The 15998-nt window shown below is 64.3% G+C and carries 13 protein-coding genes and 1 pseudogene; 10 read left to right on the top strand and 4 right to left on the bottom strand.

Going from position 1 to position 15998, the window contains the following annotated elements:
- The 3 genes and pseudogenes from AC5P6S_RS17530 to AC5P6S_RS17520 all read right to left on the bottom strand — a co-directional run.
- Positions 1 to 523 (bottom strand): annotated as a pseudogene (locus tag AC5P6S_RS17530) (RHS repeat-associated core domain-containing protein); the annotation flags it as partial.
- Positions 524 to 537: 14 nt separating this feature from the next.
- Positions 538 to 1086, bottom strand: coding sequence for a hypothetical protein (locus AC5P6S_RS17525; protein WP_076740096.1), 549 nt, complete (start codon positions 1084 to 1086; stop codon positions 538 to 540).
- A 25-nt stretch (positions 1087 to 1111) separates the two neighbouring features.
- The gene (locus tag AC5P6S_RS17520; RefSeq protein WP_114618319.1) at positions 1112 to 5824 is read right to left on the bottom strand and encodes an RHS repeat-associated core domain-containing protein; all 4713 of its coding nucleotides are present in this window, start codon (positions 5822 to 5824) and stop codon (positions 1112 to 1114) included.
- A 356-nt stretch (positions 5825 to 6180) separates the two neighbouring features.
- Here AC5P6S_RS17520 and AC5P6S_RS17515 point away from each other — a divergent pair, with 356 nt between their 5' ends.
- Entirely contained in the window at positions 6181 to 7002 is an 822-nt protein-coding gene (locus tag AC5P6S_RS17515) for an alpha/beta fold hydrolase (RefSeq protein WP_012480490.1), read from the top strand.
- A gap of 35 nt (positions 7003 to 7037) precedes the next feature.
- Here the strand turns inward: AC5P6S_RS17515 and AC5P6S_RS17510 are convergent, their stop codons facing one another.
- Positions 7038 to 7832 (bottom strand): AraC family transcriptional regulator, encoded by a 795-nt coding sequence (locus AC5P6S_RS17510; protein WP_012480491.1) that lies wholly within the window; start codon positions 7830 to 7832, stop codon positions 7038 to 7040.
- A 166-nt stretch (positions 7833 to 7998) separates the two neighbouring features.
- Here AC5P6S_RS17510 and AC5P6S_RS17505 point away from each other — a divergent pair, with 166 nt between their 5' ends.
- The 9 genes from AC5P6S_RS17505 (at position 7999) to AC5P6S_RS17465 (ending at position 15943) form a co-directional block, all read left to right on the top strand.
- Positions 7999 to 9873, top strand: coding sequence for an FUSC family protein (locus AC5P6S_RS17505; protein ID WP_099523719.1), 1875 nt, complete (start codon positions 7999 to 8001; stop codon positions 9871 to 9873).
- A 4-nt stretch (positions 9874 to 9877) separates the two neighbouring features.
- Positions 9878 to 10087 carry a DUF1656 domain-containing protein gene (locus AC5P6S_RS17500; protein ID WP_044570365.1) on the top strand — a complete coding sequence of 70 codons (210 nt, stop codon included), beginning with the start codon at positions 9878 to 9880 and terminating at the stop codon, positions 10085 to 10087.
- A 1-nt stretch (position 10088) separates the two neighbouring features.
- Positions 10089 to 10973, top strand: coding sequence for an HlyD family secretion protein (locus AC5P6S_RS17495; RefSeq protein ID WP_262101559.1), 885 nt, complete (start codon positions 10089 to 10091; stop codon positions 10971 to 10973).
- On the top strand, positions 10970 to 12406 hold the full coding sequence (locus AC5P6S_RS17490; RefSeq protein WP_065183848.1) for an efflux transporter outer membrane subunit: 1437 nt from the start codon (positions 10970 to 10972) through the stop codon (positions 12404 to 12406). Before AC5P6S_RS17495 ends, AC5P6S_RS17490 begins: the two co-directional genes overlap by 4 nt.
- A gap of 134 nt (positions 12407 to 12540) precedes the next feature.
- Positions 12541 to 12888 (top strand): RcnB family protein, encoded by a 348-nt coding sequence (locus tag AC5P6S_RS17485; RefSeq protein ID WP_005409930.1) that lies wholly within the window; start codon positions 12541 to 12543, stop codon positions 12886 to 12888.
- Between the two features lie 68 nt (positions 12889 to 12956).
- On the top strand, positions 12957 to 13490 hold the full coding sequence (locus AC5P6S_RS17480; RefSeq protein WP_414486347.1) for a nuclear transport factor 2 family protein: 534 nt from the start codon (positions 12957 to 12959) through the stop codon (positions 13488 to 13490).
- 103 nt (positions 13491 to 13593) lie between these two features.
- Complete coding sequence (locus AC5P6S_RS17475; protein ID WP_032962486.1) at positions 13594 to 14268, top strand: response regulator transcription factor; 675 nt, start codon at positions 13594 to 13596, stop codon at positions 14266 to 14268.
- The gene (locus AC5P6S_RS17470) at positions 14265 to 15497 is read left to right on the top strand and encodes a sensor histidine kinase (protein WP_024958596.1); all 1233 of its coding nucleotides are present in this window, start codon (positions 14265 to 14267) and stop codon (positions 15495 to 15497) included. Before AC5P6S_RS17475 ends, AC5P6S_RS17470 begins: the two co-directional genes overlap by 4 nt.
- A 59-nt stretch (positions 15498 to 15556) precedes the next feature.
- Positions 15557 to 15943, top strand: a complete 387-nt coding sequence (locus AC5P6S_RS17465; RefSeq protein WP_171968876.1) for a diacylglycerol kinase — start codon at positions 15557 to 15559, stop codon at positions 15941 to 15943.
- The last annotated feature ends 55 nt before the right edge of the window (positions 15944 to 15998 follow it).

Below are 15998 nucleotides of genomic sequence, written 5' to 3'. Positions count from 1 at the left end.
CCGCTGATAGTTGTAGAACAACCCACTCGCATCCGTCGCCTGCTGGCCCGGGAAGCGCAACGCAAGCTCGAACGCCACACCATCCCCATCAGGATCGGCACTCGGAATCTGGTTGCCGAACACTTCGCTCTTGTTGCTCCACTCCCAGATTGCAACATTCCGCACCGGATCGATCACCACGCGCGGCGTACCCAGATGATCTGGTTGGACGTAGGCCAGCTCCGGCACGCCGGTAGCCGGCACATTGATCAGCGCCACCGGGTAGTTATCCAGCCAGATGGCCTACTGCTGCGCCTGGCCCGTGGCCGAGTAGTTGCCCAGCCACAGCCCTACCTCGTCATACAGGGTGATCTGCGCTGCGCCACCGGCCGGGGTACGCAGCACGCGCTCACCGCGATGATTGCAGGCGTAGCTTTCCAGTACGGAATTGCCCTGCTTCACCGCGTTCATGCGGTTGGTATCGCTGCAGGTAAACGATCTGCTTCCAGAGCGTGGTATTCCCTGCTGCGTTAGGGCTGCGTGCAGCGAGACGATTCGCTACCGTCCGCTGCCCCAGGAGCTACCGCCGACTAATTGATTCGTCTGGAAAGACCACGTCTCCAAAAGATGCTGCGCGCCCGATTCACCATCATTCTTCAGCACAGAAAGAATCGCATCTAATCTACTTCTAATAGCATTGGACATTGGCAACTTCAAAAGCGTCTTCAGCGTCGCATCCGCTCCCACGAAATCGCCAAGCCGGATGGCGGATATGTATTTTACCCATTCTGAATAATCGCTTGTGAAGTCAAGACTGTCGACATAGAGCAACAAGTCTGCCGCCGTCCTCACTGCCTCAAGCTTTTTGACATGCGCCTCATGCATTCCACGGAAAAAAACTTTATCCACTTCCGCGCTTGCAATCCTCTGACCTAGAGACATGTGCAGGTAGGGCAAATCATCATATGTCGGAATTACGAAGGTCCATATATAGGTAGAGGATGGCGCAGGATCCAATGTGAAGCCTGAGATAACATCGCGCGTATGTAACGCGATCAAAAAATTGCCAACGACTCGCAGACCGCTCCTCTTGGCCTCGCGCTTCATTCTCCAAAGTGCAATGGATCTCATGCTAGGGCACCGACCTTTCCAGAACACCGCAAAGTATAGTTCCCTTGGGCAGGTGTGTGTAGTAATTGCGAATTTCTGCCGCGGTCAGACCAGCCGCTCCCGATTTCAACTCGACCACATACTTTGGGTACGCCCTGGGTCCATATATGCCGTCGGCGCGAACTGATCCTGGAGTTCCATAATCTACAACGATGCCGTTCAAGTAAGAAACTTCGGAATCGTACGGACCACCAAGGGCCTTTACATTAAATGCAAACTGTACATGAATTCGCGTTCCACGCAGCACACTGAAAGGCCATATTTTGTCGAGGGGAGAGGACGGATTCGCCAAGTAAGCAGCTCGCGCAGCCTCGCTAAATCCTGACATGCCAGGTAGCGTTCGACAAACCGATGTCTGCTCGCAAAGGCCTAGTGAATCCAAGCCAATAAGAGGGTTGCCTCCCACATAGGAATAGGTGCCAATTCCTCCCAGCAACCCAATCGGATCACTCTGTGAGTACCGCCCCACCGCAGGGTCATACTCCCGCTGATAGTTGTAGAACAGCCCACTCGCATCCGTGGCCTGCTGGCCCGGGAATCGCAGCGCCAGCTCGAACACCACACCATCGCCATCCGGGTCAGCACTCGGAATCTGGTTGCCGAATACCTCGCTCTTGTTGCTCCACTCCCAGATTGCAACATTCCGCACCGGATCGATCACTACGCGCGGCGTACCCAGATGATCTGGTTGGACGTAGGCCAGCTCCGGCACGCCGGTCGCCGGCACATTGATCAGCGCCACAGGATAGTCGTCCAGCCAGATGGCCTGCTGCTGCGCTTGGCCCGTGGCCGAGTAGTTGCCCAGCCACTGCCCGGCCTCATCGTACAGCGTGATCTGAGCTGCGCCACCGGCTGGAGTACGCAGCACGCGCTCGCCGAGATGGTTGTAACCGTAGCTTTCCAGCACGGCATCGCCCTGCTTCACCGCGTTCAGGCGGTTGGCATCGCTGTAGGTGAAGGTCTTGCTGCCGATGCTGGTGGTATTGCCCGCTGCGTCATGGGTGCGCGCTTCGCCGTCCACGGCGGTCAGCCGGTGGCTGGTTGCGGGATAGCTGTAGCTGGCGGTGCCTGCCGAGGTGGTCAGCGCGGTGCGATTGCCGGTGGCGTCATACGCATAGGTTTCAATCGGCGTGCCGGTCGCGCCGTCTTGGGTCTGGGTCAGGCGGCCCAGCGTGTCGTAGGCGTACTTGGCCAGCACCGTCGGACCTGCGCCGTTCTTCAGCTCGGTGATCGAACCGACCGGGTCGTAGCCATAGCCCAGCGACAGGCCACCTGCGGCCGAGTCATGTACCGCCTGCGGGCGGTAATCCAGATCCAACGGACGCTGCAGCTGGCGGCCGTTGCCGTAGGTCCAGCCCGTCGCCGAGCCGAAGGCCGCATAGGTCACGTTGTTCACCACGATCTGGCGCGCCTGGCCGGGGCGGGTCAGGCCGATCTGGCTGATGCGGCCCTGGGTATCGCGCACGTAGTCAGCCACGCTGCCGTCGGGGTAGGTCAACGCGGTCAGGCGGCCCGACTTGCTATAGGCGTAGCGCAGCGTGCTGGCAACGCCGTTGACGGTCTGTACCTTGCGGGTGACCTGGCCGAAGCGGTCATGGCAGTACTGGGTGCTGCCATTGGCATGCAGCACCTGCCCAAGCCGTCCCTTGGCGAAGCGCTCGTCGGCGGCACAGGCGGCAGGCGCCACGTCATAGCTGTAGCCCACGTCCAGATTGGGGTCCAGATAGGCGATGCCGATCAGGCGGTTGAGTGCATCATAGTGATAGGTGGCGGTGACGCCGCGTGCATCGGTGGCCGTCTTGCGATTGCCGGCGGCATCCACGGTGAAGCTGCTGGCACCGCTGTCCGGGCTGACTTGCCCGGTCAGATCACCGAAACCGTTATAGGCATAAGTGGTGTGCAGACCCTTCGGGTCGGTGACCTGGGTGACCTGATCCAGCGCGTTGTACTGGCTGCGGATCTCCGCCGCCACGCCGCCCACGTCCTGCAGGGTCTGCGCCAAGCGGTTCAACGGGTCGTACTGCTGGCTGGTCACGCGCTGCAGTGCGTCGGTCACGGTCTGCGGGTTGCCGTTGGCATCGTAGGCAAAGCCGGTGGCGTGATTGCTCGCGTCCTTCAGTGCGGTCAGCTGGCCGAGCGTGTTGAACGTCCGTGCCAGGGTGCGGCGCAGGGTACCGCCTGCATCGAGCGTGTCTTCCTTGAGGCGATTGCCGGCATTGTCCAGCGTGTAGTGAATCGTGTTGCCCGCGTTGTCCTCGATATCGGTCAAGCGCAGCGCCGCATCGTAGACATAGGAAACGCTGCTGCCGTCGGGCTCGGTGATCTGTTGCACCTGGCCGGTCGGCCAGTAGCTGATCTGGGTGACCCGATTCTCGGCAGTGGTCGCGCCACGCACGGTGACCGAGGTTGGCCAGCCGCGGGCATGGTAGGTGTAGTCGGTGACCACGCCGTTGGCATCCTTGACCGACAACGGCCGCCCGAACGCGTCGTAGGCCAGAGTCTCGACCGTCTGGCCCAGCGCATTGGTCACGCTGCGCAGGTCGCCCTTGCGATAGGTGCAGGCGCCTCCGATCGCGCACCCTGCATCATCCGCCGAGTAATAGGCATAGGTAACGGCATCGGCCACATCCGTGCGCGGGCCATCCACACTCTTCAGCAGCCCCTCCACCGGGCAGCTGCCTGCCGCTGCCACATCAGCGGCTTCGCAGTACGTGTAGCTGGTGATGCGCGTCTGACCGGAAGCGGTGTCGGTCACCGTGTTGGCCGTCGGCTGGCGTCGGGAATTGAAGGCCGTGCGGGTTTCGCGGCTACCGATCCGGGTGGTCAGTACCGCATTGGTTTCGACGTCGCGCGCCGTGGTCGCCACACGCTGCTCGGGCAAGCCGACCGCTTCGGTCACGGTATGGATGCTGACGGCACGACCGCTTACCGGATCGGTGCCCTGCGCATAGGTGTGCTTGGTCTGGATGCCGCGGCGATCGGTGTAGGTATCCAGACGCCGGCGGAAGTCGACACTCTGGTCGTAGTAGGTCCGGCTGACGGTTCCCTGCGAATCCGTCAGGCCGGTCACCTTGCGCGACGGAGCGCTATCGCCGCCGGGTGTCAGGGTGTAGTCGGTCTGCCGCCCCAGCGCGTCGGTCACCACCGCACCGCCATTGGGGCTGTAGGCCAGTGTCACGCCATCGGCACCGCCGGCATGCTGACTGGAGATCACACGACCGATGGAATCGTAGGTGAAGGTGCTGTAGCGGCGACCGTCCTCAGCGGTGATGCCCGTCAGGTGCTGGGGGAAAGCCTGGTTCTCGTAGTGATATGTCCGCACACCGCCACCCGCATAGGTCACCGTGGCGACCTGGTTCTGCGGCGTGTAGGTATAGGTGGCGAGCGCAATGCCTTCGACCAGCACCGAACTGATCAACGCCTCATAGTCGTTTGACTGGTAAACGAACTCCAGTGTGCGGCCACTGCTGTGGGTGACCGCCGCAAGGCGGTCGCTGTCGTCGTAGATGTAGGTCAGCGACGTGCCGTCCGGGAAGCGCTTGGCGGCAAGACGCCCGTCCGCGCCGAAGGTAGAGATGGAATCCGCCGAGTACAGTGTCCAGTTGCCGTTCTGGACCAGACGGTCACCACTGTCGTCGTCCGCCTCATAGGCTTGGCCGATCTTCTTGAATGCCCGCTGGAAACCGGTGCTTTCAATGATGCCCACACTGTCAACGCCATCCAGTGCCAGGTGGGCGCCCAGCGAATGGGTCCAGCCATAGCCGAAGCCACCGGATGAGGTGGAGATGCCGGAGTGATAGAAGCGCGTCAGCGCGATCCAGCCCAGATCAAAGTCCTGCGCGATCTCATACTTCTCGCCCGTTTTAACATCACATGGGTTGCCGACATTGCCGTCGCAGGTACCGCCGTTGGAGGCCGGGTCCTTGTCGGGAATCGGACTCATGTTCGCCGCTGTATCGTTGCGGGGCATGGGGCAGCTACCGTTGCCGCCGTCCTTGTCGCACTTCTGCGACTTCGAGGTGATGGTCGCAACGAATTCCTCGTTGACGCAGGCGTTGTGCTTGTTGGACCACTGCGTAAGTGGAACAGGGCAATCAAGCCGGCGTTTGCGGCCGAAGGCCATCTGGCTCACGTAGGGAGCGCAGGGCGATTCGGCCGTGTTCTCCCCGATCATATCGGTGATTTGATAGAACCTGGACTCGACTACGCCTTCCATTTCGGGCACGCCGGAGAACCAGTCACCCTGTGGTGTAACAGCAGCACCCGGACACACAGGGTTACTTGCCTGGACTTCAGCGAGATAACTCGCGACCATCGCCTCTTCGGTCGAAAACTCCGCTGTACTCAGATAGGTCCAGTCTGGATCGGAGGGTTGTGCCTTCCCCATCCAGTAGGTGATCGACGTATTTCCGTTCAAGTCCACGACTTTCGACTTGATCTTGTCGACAGACTGCCAACCGAACTGGAACTCCGGCGGGAACGGACTCGGTGCGGGCAGGCTCTTGATCGCCTGCACCGCCTGCTGCTGGGTCTTGTACTGCGTCGAATTGCCGCCGGGCTGCGAAATACGCCAGGTGATCTTGCTTTCCTGCGCCTGTACAACAGCCGGCGCAATGCAGCCAACGGCAACGATCGCCAGCACGGCACACAAAATGGTCTTCAGTCGTTCCAACATCCCTGTTCTCCTTCCTGGACGAACACAGCGCCGGCGGGAACGAGAACGCGGAGCTGTGCCCCGCGTCATGCTTCGGATCGTCCCTGGTCCGGAATGCGGCAGTGCCACATGCCGCCTTTATCGTTGAGGACGCTTGCACGTTCAAGTGTGGAGCCGCGTAACCGATCACAGATTCAAGCATCCAACGCCATTCAGCGGTCTACGCCCCGTCCCCATGACTTTCTGCACAGGGAGTCGGTGTTATACCTCACTACATTACCAACACGACCTGTCGCGAGGTCGGCAGGCTGTGGCACTCCGCTGCAGACCTGACCCATCGGAAGGGCTGGCACGCGTCACGGCCCAGGAGAATGGCAATGAAGATCAGCCGAGTGACGTTGTGGGCGCTGGCCGCCATGATGGCCGCAGTGGGCACCGCGCACGCAGGGGAAATCCAGGTGGATCGAGGCGCTTACACACTGCAGGCCGAAGAGATGGGGGCCGGCCCGATCACCGTGGTCTTTGAATCCGGTTTCGGGCAGGGCGCGGGGGCCTGGAAGGAGGTGGTTGCCGGTCTGGGGCGCGACTACCACAGCATCACCTACGCCCGTGCGGGACTCGGCAAGTCCGGCAGCGACGGTCATCCCAAGCGCATCGATGCGCATCTGGCCGACCTCACGGCCGTGATCGATACGCTCGCTCCCGGTCGCCGCGTTGTGCTGGTGGGTCACTCCTATGGCGGCCTGCTGGCCACGGAGTTTGCACGCCGCCATCCGGAGCGCCTGCAGGGCCTGGTGCTGGTGGACCCGGCCACAATGGGGCAGCGCCATGCGTTCAAGCAGGCCGACAGTGCCCGCGTGCAGGCAGATGATGCCCAGCTGCGGGCGATGCTGCCGCCAGCCATGGCCGCCGACTACGCCGTGCTGACCGAACAGCTGGATGCACCCGGTGCGGAAACCCCGCGCACGATGCCGGACGTGCCGGTAGCGCTGCTGACTGCAACCCAGCTGGCTGCCGAACCGCTGTTCTTCGAGGAAACCGCAGCGGGCAAGGCGCTCTGGAAAGCACAGCACGCCCTGCTCTTCTCGGGATTCACGCGCGGCTCGCACCGCTACCTGGCAACCGGCCACACCCTCCAGCGCGAGGAACCCGCTGCGGTGGTGGCAGCGATTCAATCGGTCTCCGGCACCTCGAAGTAGCTGTTCCAGGCAGGGGCTTCCCGGGCTGTCCCCGGCTACTGCCCACGCAGGCGCACCGCAAAGTACCGCGCCGGGGAAAGGCCAAGCGCTTTCTTGAACATCGTGATGAAGGCCGTCACCGACTCATAGCCCAGCGTCTCGGAAACGCGTTGTACGGGTGCACCGGCGGCGAGTTCCCGAATGGCGATGAGCAGGTGCAGTTGCTGCCGCCAGCGCCCGAAGGACAGTCCCGTTTCCCGTTCGATGAGGCGGGTCAACGTGCGCTCGCCCAGGGCCAGGCGCACGGCCCACTGGCCGATGGTGCTGCGGTCTGCCGGATCCGCCGACAGCGCCGCAGCCAGCGCGCGCACCTTCGGGTGATGGCTGACCGGCAGCGACAGATGCTCAGCCGGCGTCTGCACCAGTTCGTCCAGCAGCACCCGCGCCAGCCGGTCGGTGTGGCTGCCATGCGGATAGTCCAGCGGCGCGTCGGCCAGGTGCAGGATCATCTCGCGCAGCATCGGCGAGATGGCCAGCGTCACGCACTGCGCCGGCAGGTCGACGATGCCGGGCTCGACGAACAGGTAGCACAGGCGCGCGTTGGCGGTGGCGCGGTTGCTGTGCGGCATGCCGCCCGGAATCCAGACGCCACACTGGGGCGGCACGATCCACAGCGCATTGGCCACTTCGCAGGTCACCGCCCCATGCAGCGCAAGAATGAGCTGACCCTTTCGATGCTCATGCACCGGAATTTCCGCGTCGTGCTCGGCCACCTGCAGGCGGCTGGCAACCGCCGGGCGATCGGTCTCGTCCGGGTCCAGGTCAAAGCCGGGGAGCGAAATGCGAGCCATTCTCACATTGACCGGTTTTAGCGATTGATTGTCATTGTAGCGAAATTCGCCAGTGCGGCCGGTCACTAGCATGAGCTGCATGCACTCCCCCACCCCGCTCCGCCCCCACCTGCTCCAGGCATTTGCCCGGTTTAAAAGCCCTGCCCTCAGGACCGACCAGGAGGCGGTGCTGTTCTCGCTCAAATGCCTGCTCGCCGCGTCGTTGGGGCTGTATGTCTCTCTGCGGATCGGCCTGAACCGCCCGTTCTGGGTGGTCGGCACGGTCTATCTGGTGTCGCAGCCCCTTTCCGGGGCGACACTCAGCCGCGGCCTGTTCCGCCTGCTGGGTACCGTGGGCGGGGCCGTCGCCACCGTCGCGCTGGTGCCACGTTTCGCCAATGCACCCTTGGTGCTGAGCGCCACACTCGCCACCTGGATGGCGCTGTGCCTGTACCTGGCGATGCTCGACCGCACGCCACGTGCGTACGCGTTCCTGCTGGCCGGCTATACCACCAGCCTGATCGGGTTTCCTGCGGTGATGGTGCCGGGAGAGGTGTTCACCATTGCCATCACGCGGGTGCAGGAAATCGCCATCGGCATCCTGGCCGCCACGCTGGTACATGGGTTGGTGCTGCCGCGCCGGGTCTCGATGCGCGTGCACGCACGGGTTGCTGCCGTGCTGGAGGATGCGGAACGATGGACACGCGACATGCGCGCCAGTGCATCGGACACGGTACTGGCGACGGACCGCTCGAAAGTGGCCGCCGACCTGCTCGAGCTGCATGTGCTGTCGATCCACCTGCCCTTCGACAGCGCCCACGGCGTCGCCCAGGTGCAGATCCTGCGTGCCCTGCATGACCGGATGCTGGACGTACTGATGCTGTCCAGCGCGGTGGAAGATTCCATCGCCCGGCTGCGCTCACCACAGGCCAGCGCGATGGATGCAACAGACTGGCGCGATCTGCTGCGGGCCGGCCTGGTCGCGCAACAGGCCGAGATCGACCTTGCCCACGCCGATTGCCGCGTACTGCAGGCGGAGCTGCACACTGCCCGGCCCGACTGGCGCCGGCATGTACCTGCCCGCCTTGCGCGACATACGCAGGGTGCGGCACTTCACCGGGATCATCGGCTTGCCCTGCGCAGCGCGCTGGGCGCGTTCGTCGGCATCCTGCTGAGCTGCGTTCTGTGGATCGTTACCGGCTGGTCGGACGGCGCCACGGCGGTGTCCATCATCGGCACGGCGTGCGTGCTGTTCGGCACGATCGAAGCGCCTGCGCCGCATGTCATGCGCTATCTGGTGGGGTCGTTGATCGGCGTTGGCGTCGGCCTGCTCTACGGTCTACTGATCTTCCCCGCGCTCTCCGATTTCGTCGGCCTGATGGCCGCGCTGGCGCCGGTGCTGCTGCTGTGCGGATCGTTCCTGGCCCGGCCGCCCTTCATCATGGCTGCGCTGGGCGTGGTGCTGACGTTTCCGCTCATCGCCGGCCTGGGCGCGACCAATTCGACCAACATCGTCGGCGCACTCAACAACGGCGTTGCGTTGTTCATCGGTACGACGGTGGCACTGTGCAGCATGCAGCTGTTCCAGACCGCCGATGCGGGCCGCAACCGCGCACGGCTGGAGCGTTCGATCCGTCGGGACATTGCGCGACACGCCGCCGGACAAGGCGGTGCGACCCGCGCCTGGCTCAGCCGCATGCTGGATCGAATCGGGCTGCTCGCTCCCAGGTTGCAGGGCCGTTCCAGTGCCGCACACGATCTGCGGGAATTGTTTGCGGACGTTCGTGCGGCACGTGCATCCAGCCAACTCCGCGCGCTGGAAAGGCGGCTGCACAACCCGAAGGTTCGGGCGCTTCATGCGGCGCTGGTCGAACGCATCGCTGCACATTTCAGGGTTCGCGCCCACTCGCCACGCAGTGTCGACACCCATCTTCTGGAGCTGCTGGACCGCATGCGCGAGGCAGCGGCGGCCAGCAGCGAGGCTGATCAGAGGTATCTGTCGCACCTGCTCTGCGGGTTGCGCCGTGACCTGCTGGCATCCCCGCTTACCCATCGGCACTGACCTCATGTTTTCTGACCATTCCATTGATGGCGTGCTGATCCCCGGCCTGCTCGCCGTGGCCGCCGCCGCGCTGGTGCTGTCGATGCTGAGCTCACGCCTGCTCGCCAGCCTCGGCCTGTACCGGTTGTTCGCCGCGCGGCCCTTGGTGGGCCTGTCCCTGTTCGTGATCCTGGCGGAGCTGATGATCCGGCTCTCGCCCCTGCTCGAGAAATGAAATGAAACACCTGCTTGCTGTCATCGGGCGCTGGAGCGCTACGCTGGTTGTATTCGCGATTGCTGTCGTCGCCGCACTGTCCATCTGGAAGCGTTACGAAATGCGCCCGTGGACGCGGGATGGGCGGGTGCGCGCCGATGTGGTGCGCGTTGCATCGGACATGGGGGGGCTGGTCACCCAGGTGCTGGTGCACGACAACCAGCGGGTCAGCGCCGGACAGCTGCTGCTGGTACTGGATCAACCGCGCTTCGCTGCCGCGCTTGAGAAGGCCGATGCAGCGGTCAGCAGCGCTCGCGCCACGCTGGCGCTGGCCCGCCGCGAATCGACACGGGACAACGCACTTGGCAACCTGGTCGCCTCGGAGACACGCGAACGCAATGCCGCCAAGGTCGATACCGAGTTGGCAGCGCTGGCGCAGGCACAGGCCGAACAGCGCGTCGCCCAGCTCAACGTGCAACGCACCGAGGTGCGCGCAACCACCGACGGCATCGTCACCAACCTGGACCTGCACGCGGGCGACTACCTGCAACCCGGTGCGCAGGCACTGGCGCTGATCGACACCCGCAGCCTGCGTATCGAGGGCTACTTCGAGGAAACCAAACTGGGCTGCATCACCGAGGGCGATGCCGCCGTGGCGCGGCTGATGGGCGACGACCACGACGTCCGCGGACACGTGGATACCATCGCCGCCGGCATCGCCGACGATCAGCGCTCAAGCACCCACAACCTGCTGCCGGCCGTGGCGCCGACCTATACCTGGGTGAGGCTGGCACAGCGCATCCCGGTACGCATCCGTATCGATGATGCGTCGCCGGATACCCGGCTGATCGTAGGTCGCACTGCGAGTGTGACCATCACCCCCTCGGCGCAGGGAGCCTGCAAGTGAGCGTGCGGACAGTACGTGGCGGGCTGCTTGCCCTGCTGCTGCCGATGACGGCCTGCGTGTCCGGCCCCGACTATCACCTGCCGGCGAGCGCTGTCGCAGCCTCCCCACGGGCGGCGCGGGCGTTCGTCTCGGGCCAGGAGGCATCGTTCAGCCACGACGCGCCACCGGATCGATGGTGGCAACTGTATGGCGACCCCCAGCTTGACGCCTACGTACGCGAAGCACTGGCGGCCAATACCGACCTGCGCGCCGCCGATGCCAACCTTCGGCGCGCCAGCGCGACCGTGCTGGAGTACCGCGCGCGCGGTGCCGTACAAGGGGACGTGGATGCATCGGGCACGCTCACCCATGCCGGTGGCTACACCCAGGCGTCGGCCGCACCGCAATCCTATGCGCTGGGCCTCCACCTCTCCTATCCGCTGGATCTCGCAGGCGGCATCCGCCGCGGCATCGAAGCCGCCAACGCGGACACGGAGGCTGTCGCTGCGGCACGCGACCAGGTCCGCGTGGTCGTCGCTGCGGCCGTCACCCGTGCCTATCTCCAGGTGTGCACAAGCAATCACACGCTCACTGCAACCCGGCAGGTGCTGGCGATACAGCGCGCTACGCTGGAGGCAACCCGACGCCTTGCTGCCGGCGGGCGCGGAACGGACTTCGATGTCAGCCGTGCCGGTGCAGCCGTCAATCGCAGCGCGGCGGCGATACCGCACCTGCTGGCGGAACGGCAGGCCTCACTGTTCGAACTGGCCGCACTGATGGGCAAAGTCCCGGCAGACTATCCCAGGGAAGCAGAAGGGTGCCCACAGCCCCCTGAGCTGCAGCAAGCATTGCCGATCGGTGACGGCTGGCAGCTGCTCCAGCGGCGCCCTGACGTACGCGCAGCCGAACGCAGCCTGGCCGCCGCGACTGCAATGATCGGTGTCGAGACGGCGGCTCTCTATCCGCAGATCACCCTGGGCGCCTCTTCGGGCGTCGCCGGCACACCGGCGCATCTGCTGTCGGCCGACGGCTTCGGTGCGAGCATCGGCCCCGTGCTGTCATGGCACTGGCCCAACCACCGCGCGGCGAAGGCCCGCATCGCAGCGGCCGGTGCCAATGCGGAGACCGCTCTCGCTTCCTTTGACGGCATCGTGCTGCAGGCACTGCGCCAGACCGAGACCGCGCTTTCTGCCTGCACGCAGGAGCTTGAACGCGAGCGCAGCCTAGCGCACGCGCGTCGGGACGCAGCCCGGGCCACCGAACAGGCACAGCACCTCTACCGCTTCGGCAGGATCGATTTTCTAGACGTGCTTTCGGCCCAGGCGGAGCTGGCAGATGCGGAGTCCGCATTGGCCGCCTCGCGCGCGGAACGCATTGACCGGCAGATGGATCTTTTCGTGTCGTTGGGCGGAGGCTGGGCTGCAACGGATTCGGCCCCGGGCGGGGTCCAATGACCCGTTGTCTGGCAACGACTGCAGGCCGCGCCGTCTGTTCAGGAAATTACCGCCTACACCCGCATTCATTCACATGGATTGCCCTATATTCCCGCCACAGCGCCGCATGCTGCGGCCATGACGGAGGCATCCCCATGAAGACCACACGTTTGCTTGCCATCGCATTGAGCGCAGCCACCGCGTTGGCCGCGGCCCCCGCCTTCGCCGATCCGCCGCACCACGCCCGAGGCAACGGCCCGCCGCCGCACGCAGGCGGCCCGCACCACCGCGACGCGCCGCCGCCGGGCTGGCAGAAGAAGGCCTGGCGACGTGGCGAGCGCCTGCCGTGGGCCGAAGTGGACCGCCGCTATTGGGTAGACGATTACGCGCGCTATGACCTGCGCGAACCGGGCCGCGACCGGCGCTGGGTGCGCCAGTCCGATAACGAGTATCTGCTGGTGGAGATCGCCACCGGCTTGATTGTTGACGCGCTGCATCGTTGAATGCGGAGCGCGCCGGGGCCCTGTAGCCGTGGCCCTGGCGCGCTCCCACCACACTGCGGCCGACATGAATGATGCGAACCACCGGATTCCAGAGCGCGTTTCTCATTGTTGGCCTCATCGCAGGCCAGCCGGCCCACGCTAGCCAGCAGCCATCAGCGGCGGATGTAAAAGCGATCGAACAGGTGGTCGAATCGTTCCGTACTTCGCTGATCAACAAGGACAAGCCGACCTACATGGGCCTGTTCTTCTCGGACAAACCAGAAGACATCGGCTGGCAGTTCGTTTCCGAAGACGTGCGCCTGCAGGAGATCCGCAAGGCCAAGCCCGATGCAATCAAGGCGCGGCAGATTCCTGCAAACAACTTCATCGCGCTGATCGACGGGGCGGTGGCCTCGCCGAAGCCGAAGGAGGAGAAGTTCTACAACACGAAGATCGAGACGGATGGTGATGTGGCTTCGGTCTCGTTTGACTACAGCTTCCACGACGATGGGGTGAAGACCAACTGGGGCAAGGAAATGTGGCAGCTGATCCGCACCGAGCAGGGCTGGAAGATCTTCTCGGTGATCTACTCGGTCCGCGATTCACGCAGCCCGGCCGATTGAGCAGGGCTTGATGCGGGCGCCCTCACCCGCGATCCATTCAGCAAGGGCATTGGCATTCGGCCAGCGATCGGGCAGAGTTCGGCCACGCGCAAGGACGCATGCCATGACCCGCCTGCTGATCATCGAAGACAACCCCGAGCTGGTTGCCAACCTGTATGCCTTCTTTGAACCGCTGGGTTACGTACTGGACGACGCCCGCGACGGCGCCAGCGGCCTGCGCCGGGCCACGCAGCACGACTACGACGCCATCCTGCTGGACCTGATGCTGCCGCGGCTGGACGGCATGACGCTGTGCCAGAAGCTGCGCCAGGAGTTCCAGAACCCGGTGCCGATCCTGATGCTGACCGCGCGCGATCCGGTCGAAGACCGCGTGCAGGGCCTGGCACTGGGCGCGGATGACTACCTGGTCAAACCGTTCTCGCTGACGGAACTGGATGCGCGGATCAAGGCCCTGGTACGACGGGCGCAGGGTCGCCAGGTCCAGAGCGTGCTGGCGTGGAAGGACCTGCAGGTGGACACGCGCTCGCCGCAAGCCTGGCGGCAAGGCCGCTGCATTGCGCTGACGCCCACGTCGCACAAGCTGCTGATGTGCCTGGTGCGTGCGGCGCCGGCCGTGGTGCGCAAGCAGGAAATGGAATACCTGGTCTGGGGCGACGAGCCACCCGACAGCGGCGCGCTGCGAACCCACATCCATGAGCTGCGCCTGCAGGTGGACCGCAGCTTCGACACCGCGCTGATCACCACGGTGCACAGCGTCGGCTGGCGCATGCAGGCGTGACCCGTGCCTCCCTCTACCGCCGCCTGAGCCTGCGCACCCGCATCACGATCTCGTTCGTGCTGTTGATGGCCGGTGCCATGGGCTTCATCGTACTGGCCGAACAGGTGGACTACGACCAGGTCCGGGCCGCTGTCGTCGCGCGGACCCAGGACAATGAAGTACGCCGCCTGCAGGACGAACTCGCCCGTGGTCGGCGTCCCGACCTGCCCTCCGGCAGCGCACTGTTCGATGCCCAGGACGTGCCTGTCGTGCTGCGCCAATATGGCCCGGGATATCACGGCGAAGCAGCACCCAACGAGTGGCACCTGCGCGTGTTCGACAGTGCCGGCCAACGTTACTACCTGCTGCAGGACGCAGCGCCCTATGGCTATCTGGAATACCTGATCAATGCCTTTGCGGCACTGGTCATTTCGATCTGCGTGCTTGGCGCCTTCCTGATCGGTCGCAAGGTAGCGACCCACGTCATCGCGCCCATCACACGATTGGCCGATGCGGTGCAGGACGGCCACAAGCCCTTTCCCTACCAGGACGCACGCGATGAGATCGGCGTGCTCGCGCGCGCCTTTGCCCGCCATAGTGACGAGCTCGAACGGTTCCTGCATCGCGAACAGTGCTTCAGCGGCGATGCCAGCCACGAGCTGCGCACGCCCTTGGCCATCATCGGTGGTGCTGCCGAGACGCTGGCCTGCCAGCTTCCGGCCGACAGCCACCTGGTTCCCAGTGCCGAGCGCATCCTGCGCACCACCCAGGAGATGCAGCGCCAGCTGACCTGCCTGCTGCTGCTCTCTCGCGCCCCCAGCACCGTGCCACGCAACGAGGTGGCCCTGCGTGCGCTGGTTGAATGCTGCATGGATCGCTGCCAGCCCTGGCTTTCCGGCAAGCCGGTGATCGTTGCGTTTGATGCCCGGCATGACACCGTGCTGCACACCAACGCGGATCTTGCGCACAGCGTGATCTGGAACCTTCTGCGCAACGCCTGCCAGTACACCGAAAGCGGCGAAGTCCGGATCACCCTCCACGACGCCGCACTCATCGTCGCCGACACGGGACCCGGCCTGCCCTCCAGTATCGATCCACAGCTGTTCCAGCGCTTCGTACCCGGTAGCGTGCACAGCGGCGAGGGGCTGGGGTTGTCGATCGTGCAGCGCATCGTCGAGCACCTGGGTTGGAGGATGACGGTGCATTCATCGCAGCAGGGATGCCGGTTCAGCCTGGAGTGGCCCCTCTGACGATTTCCTGACGCACGCGTGCACATGCTGGGGATTGCTCACTTCACGGCGGAAACCGCATGCAGCACCCCAAGGACAGCGGCAAGTACCCGCATGGGAAGACCGGCCTGAGCCGCATCTTCCACACCCTCATCCATTCGCGTGATGGCTTCGTCGCCACCTTCCGCGGCGAGGCTGCCTTTCGCCAGCTGCTGCTTCTGCACGCGCTGTTGATCATTGCAGCGTTCGTACTGGACATCAGCGCGGTCGAGCGCGCGATAGTGCTTGCGGTCTGCTTCATCAGCCTGCTGGTGGAACTGCTCAACTCGGCGATCGAAGCGGTGGTTGATCGCATCTCCCTGGAACAGCATCCCCTGTCAAAGAGCGCCAAGGATATGGGCAGCGCCGCGCAGACCACCGCACTGTTGATGGTGGGCGCGGTGTGGGGCGTGATCCTGCTGGGCTAGTCCGCCCAACCTGACAACTTCCTGATAAAGCGGTTTCGATACTGCGCGCACTCCC

This window comes from Stenotrophomonas sp. YJH_SMC_119 (genome assembly GCF_059368315.1).
This window is presented reverse-complemented; position numbering and strand designations above follow the sequence as displayed.

Coding starts and splice junctions, on each gene's coding strand:
- AC5P6S_RS17520 (WP_114618319.1), bottom strand. CDS start 5,824: ATGTTGGAACGACTGAAGACCATTTTGTGTGCCGTGCTGGCGATCGTT.
- AC5P6S_RS17465 (WP_171968876.1), top strand. CDS start 15,557: ATGCAGCACCCCAAGGACAGCGGCAAGTACCCGCATGGGAAGACCGGC.
- AC5P6S_RS17510 (WP_012480491.1), bottom strand. CDS start 7,832: ATGGCTCGCATTTCGCTCCCCGGCTTTGACCTGGACCCGGACGAGACC.
- AC5P6S_RS17515 (WP_012480490.1), top strand. CDS start 6,181: ATGAAGATCAGCCGAGTGACGTTGTGGGCGCTGGCCGCCATGATGGCC.
- AC5P6S_RS17480 (WP_414486347.1), top strand. CDS start 12,957: ATGATGCGAACCACCGGATTCCAGAGCGCGTTTCTCATTGTTGGCCTC.
- AC5P6S_RS17485 (WP_005409930.1), top strand. CDS start 12,541: ATGAAGACCACACGTTTGCTTGCCATCGCATTGAGCGCAGCCACCGCG.
- AC5P6S_RS17525 (WP_076740096.1), bottom strand. CDS start 1,086: ATGAAGCGCGAGGCCAAGAGGAGCGGTCTGCGAGTCGTTGGCAATTTT.
- AC5P6S_RS17475 (WP_032962486.1), top strand. CDS start 13,594: ATGACCCGCCTGCTGATCATCGAAGACAACCCCGAGCTGGTTGCCAAC.
- AC5P6S_RS17500 (WP_044570365.1), top strand. CDS start 9,878: ATGTTTTCTGACCATTCCATTGATGGCGTGCTGATCCCCGGCCTGCTC.
- AC5P6S_RS17495 (WP_262101559.1), top strand. CDS start 10,089: ATGAAACACCTGCTTGCTGTCATCGGGCGCTGGAGCGCTACGCTGGTT.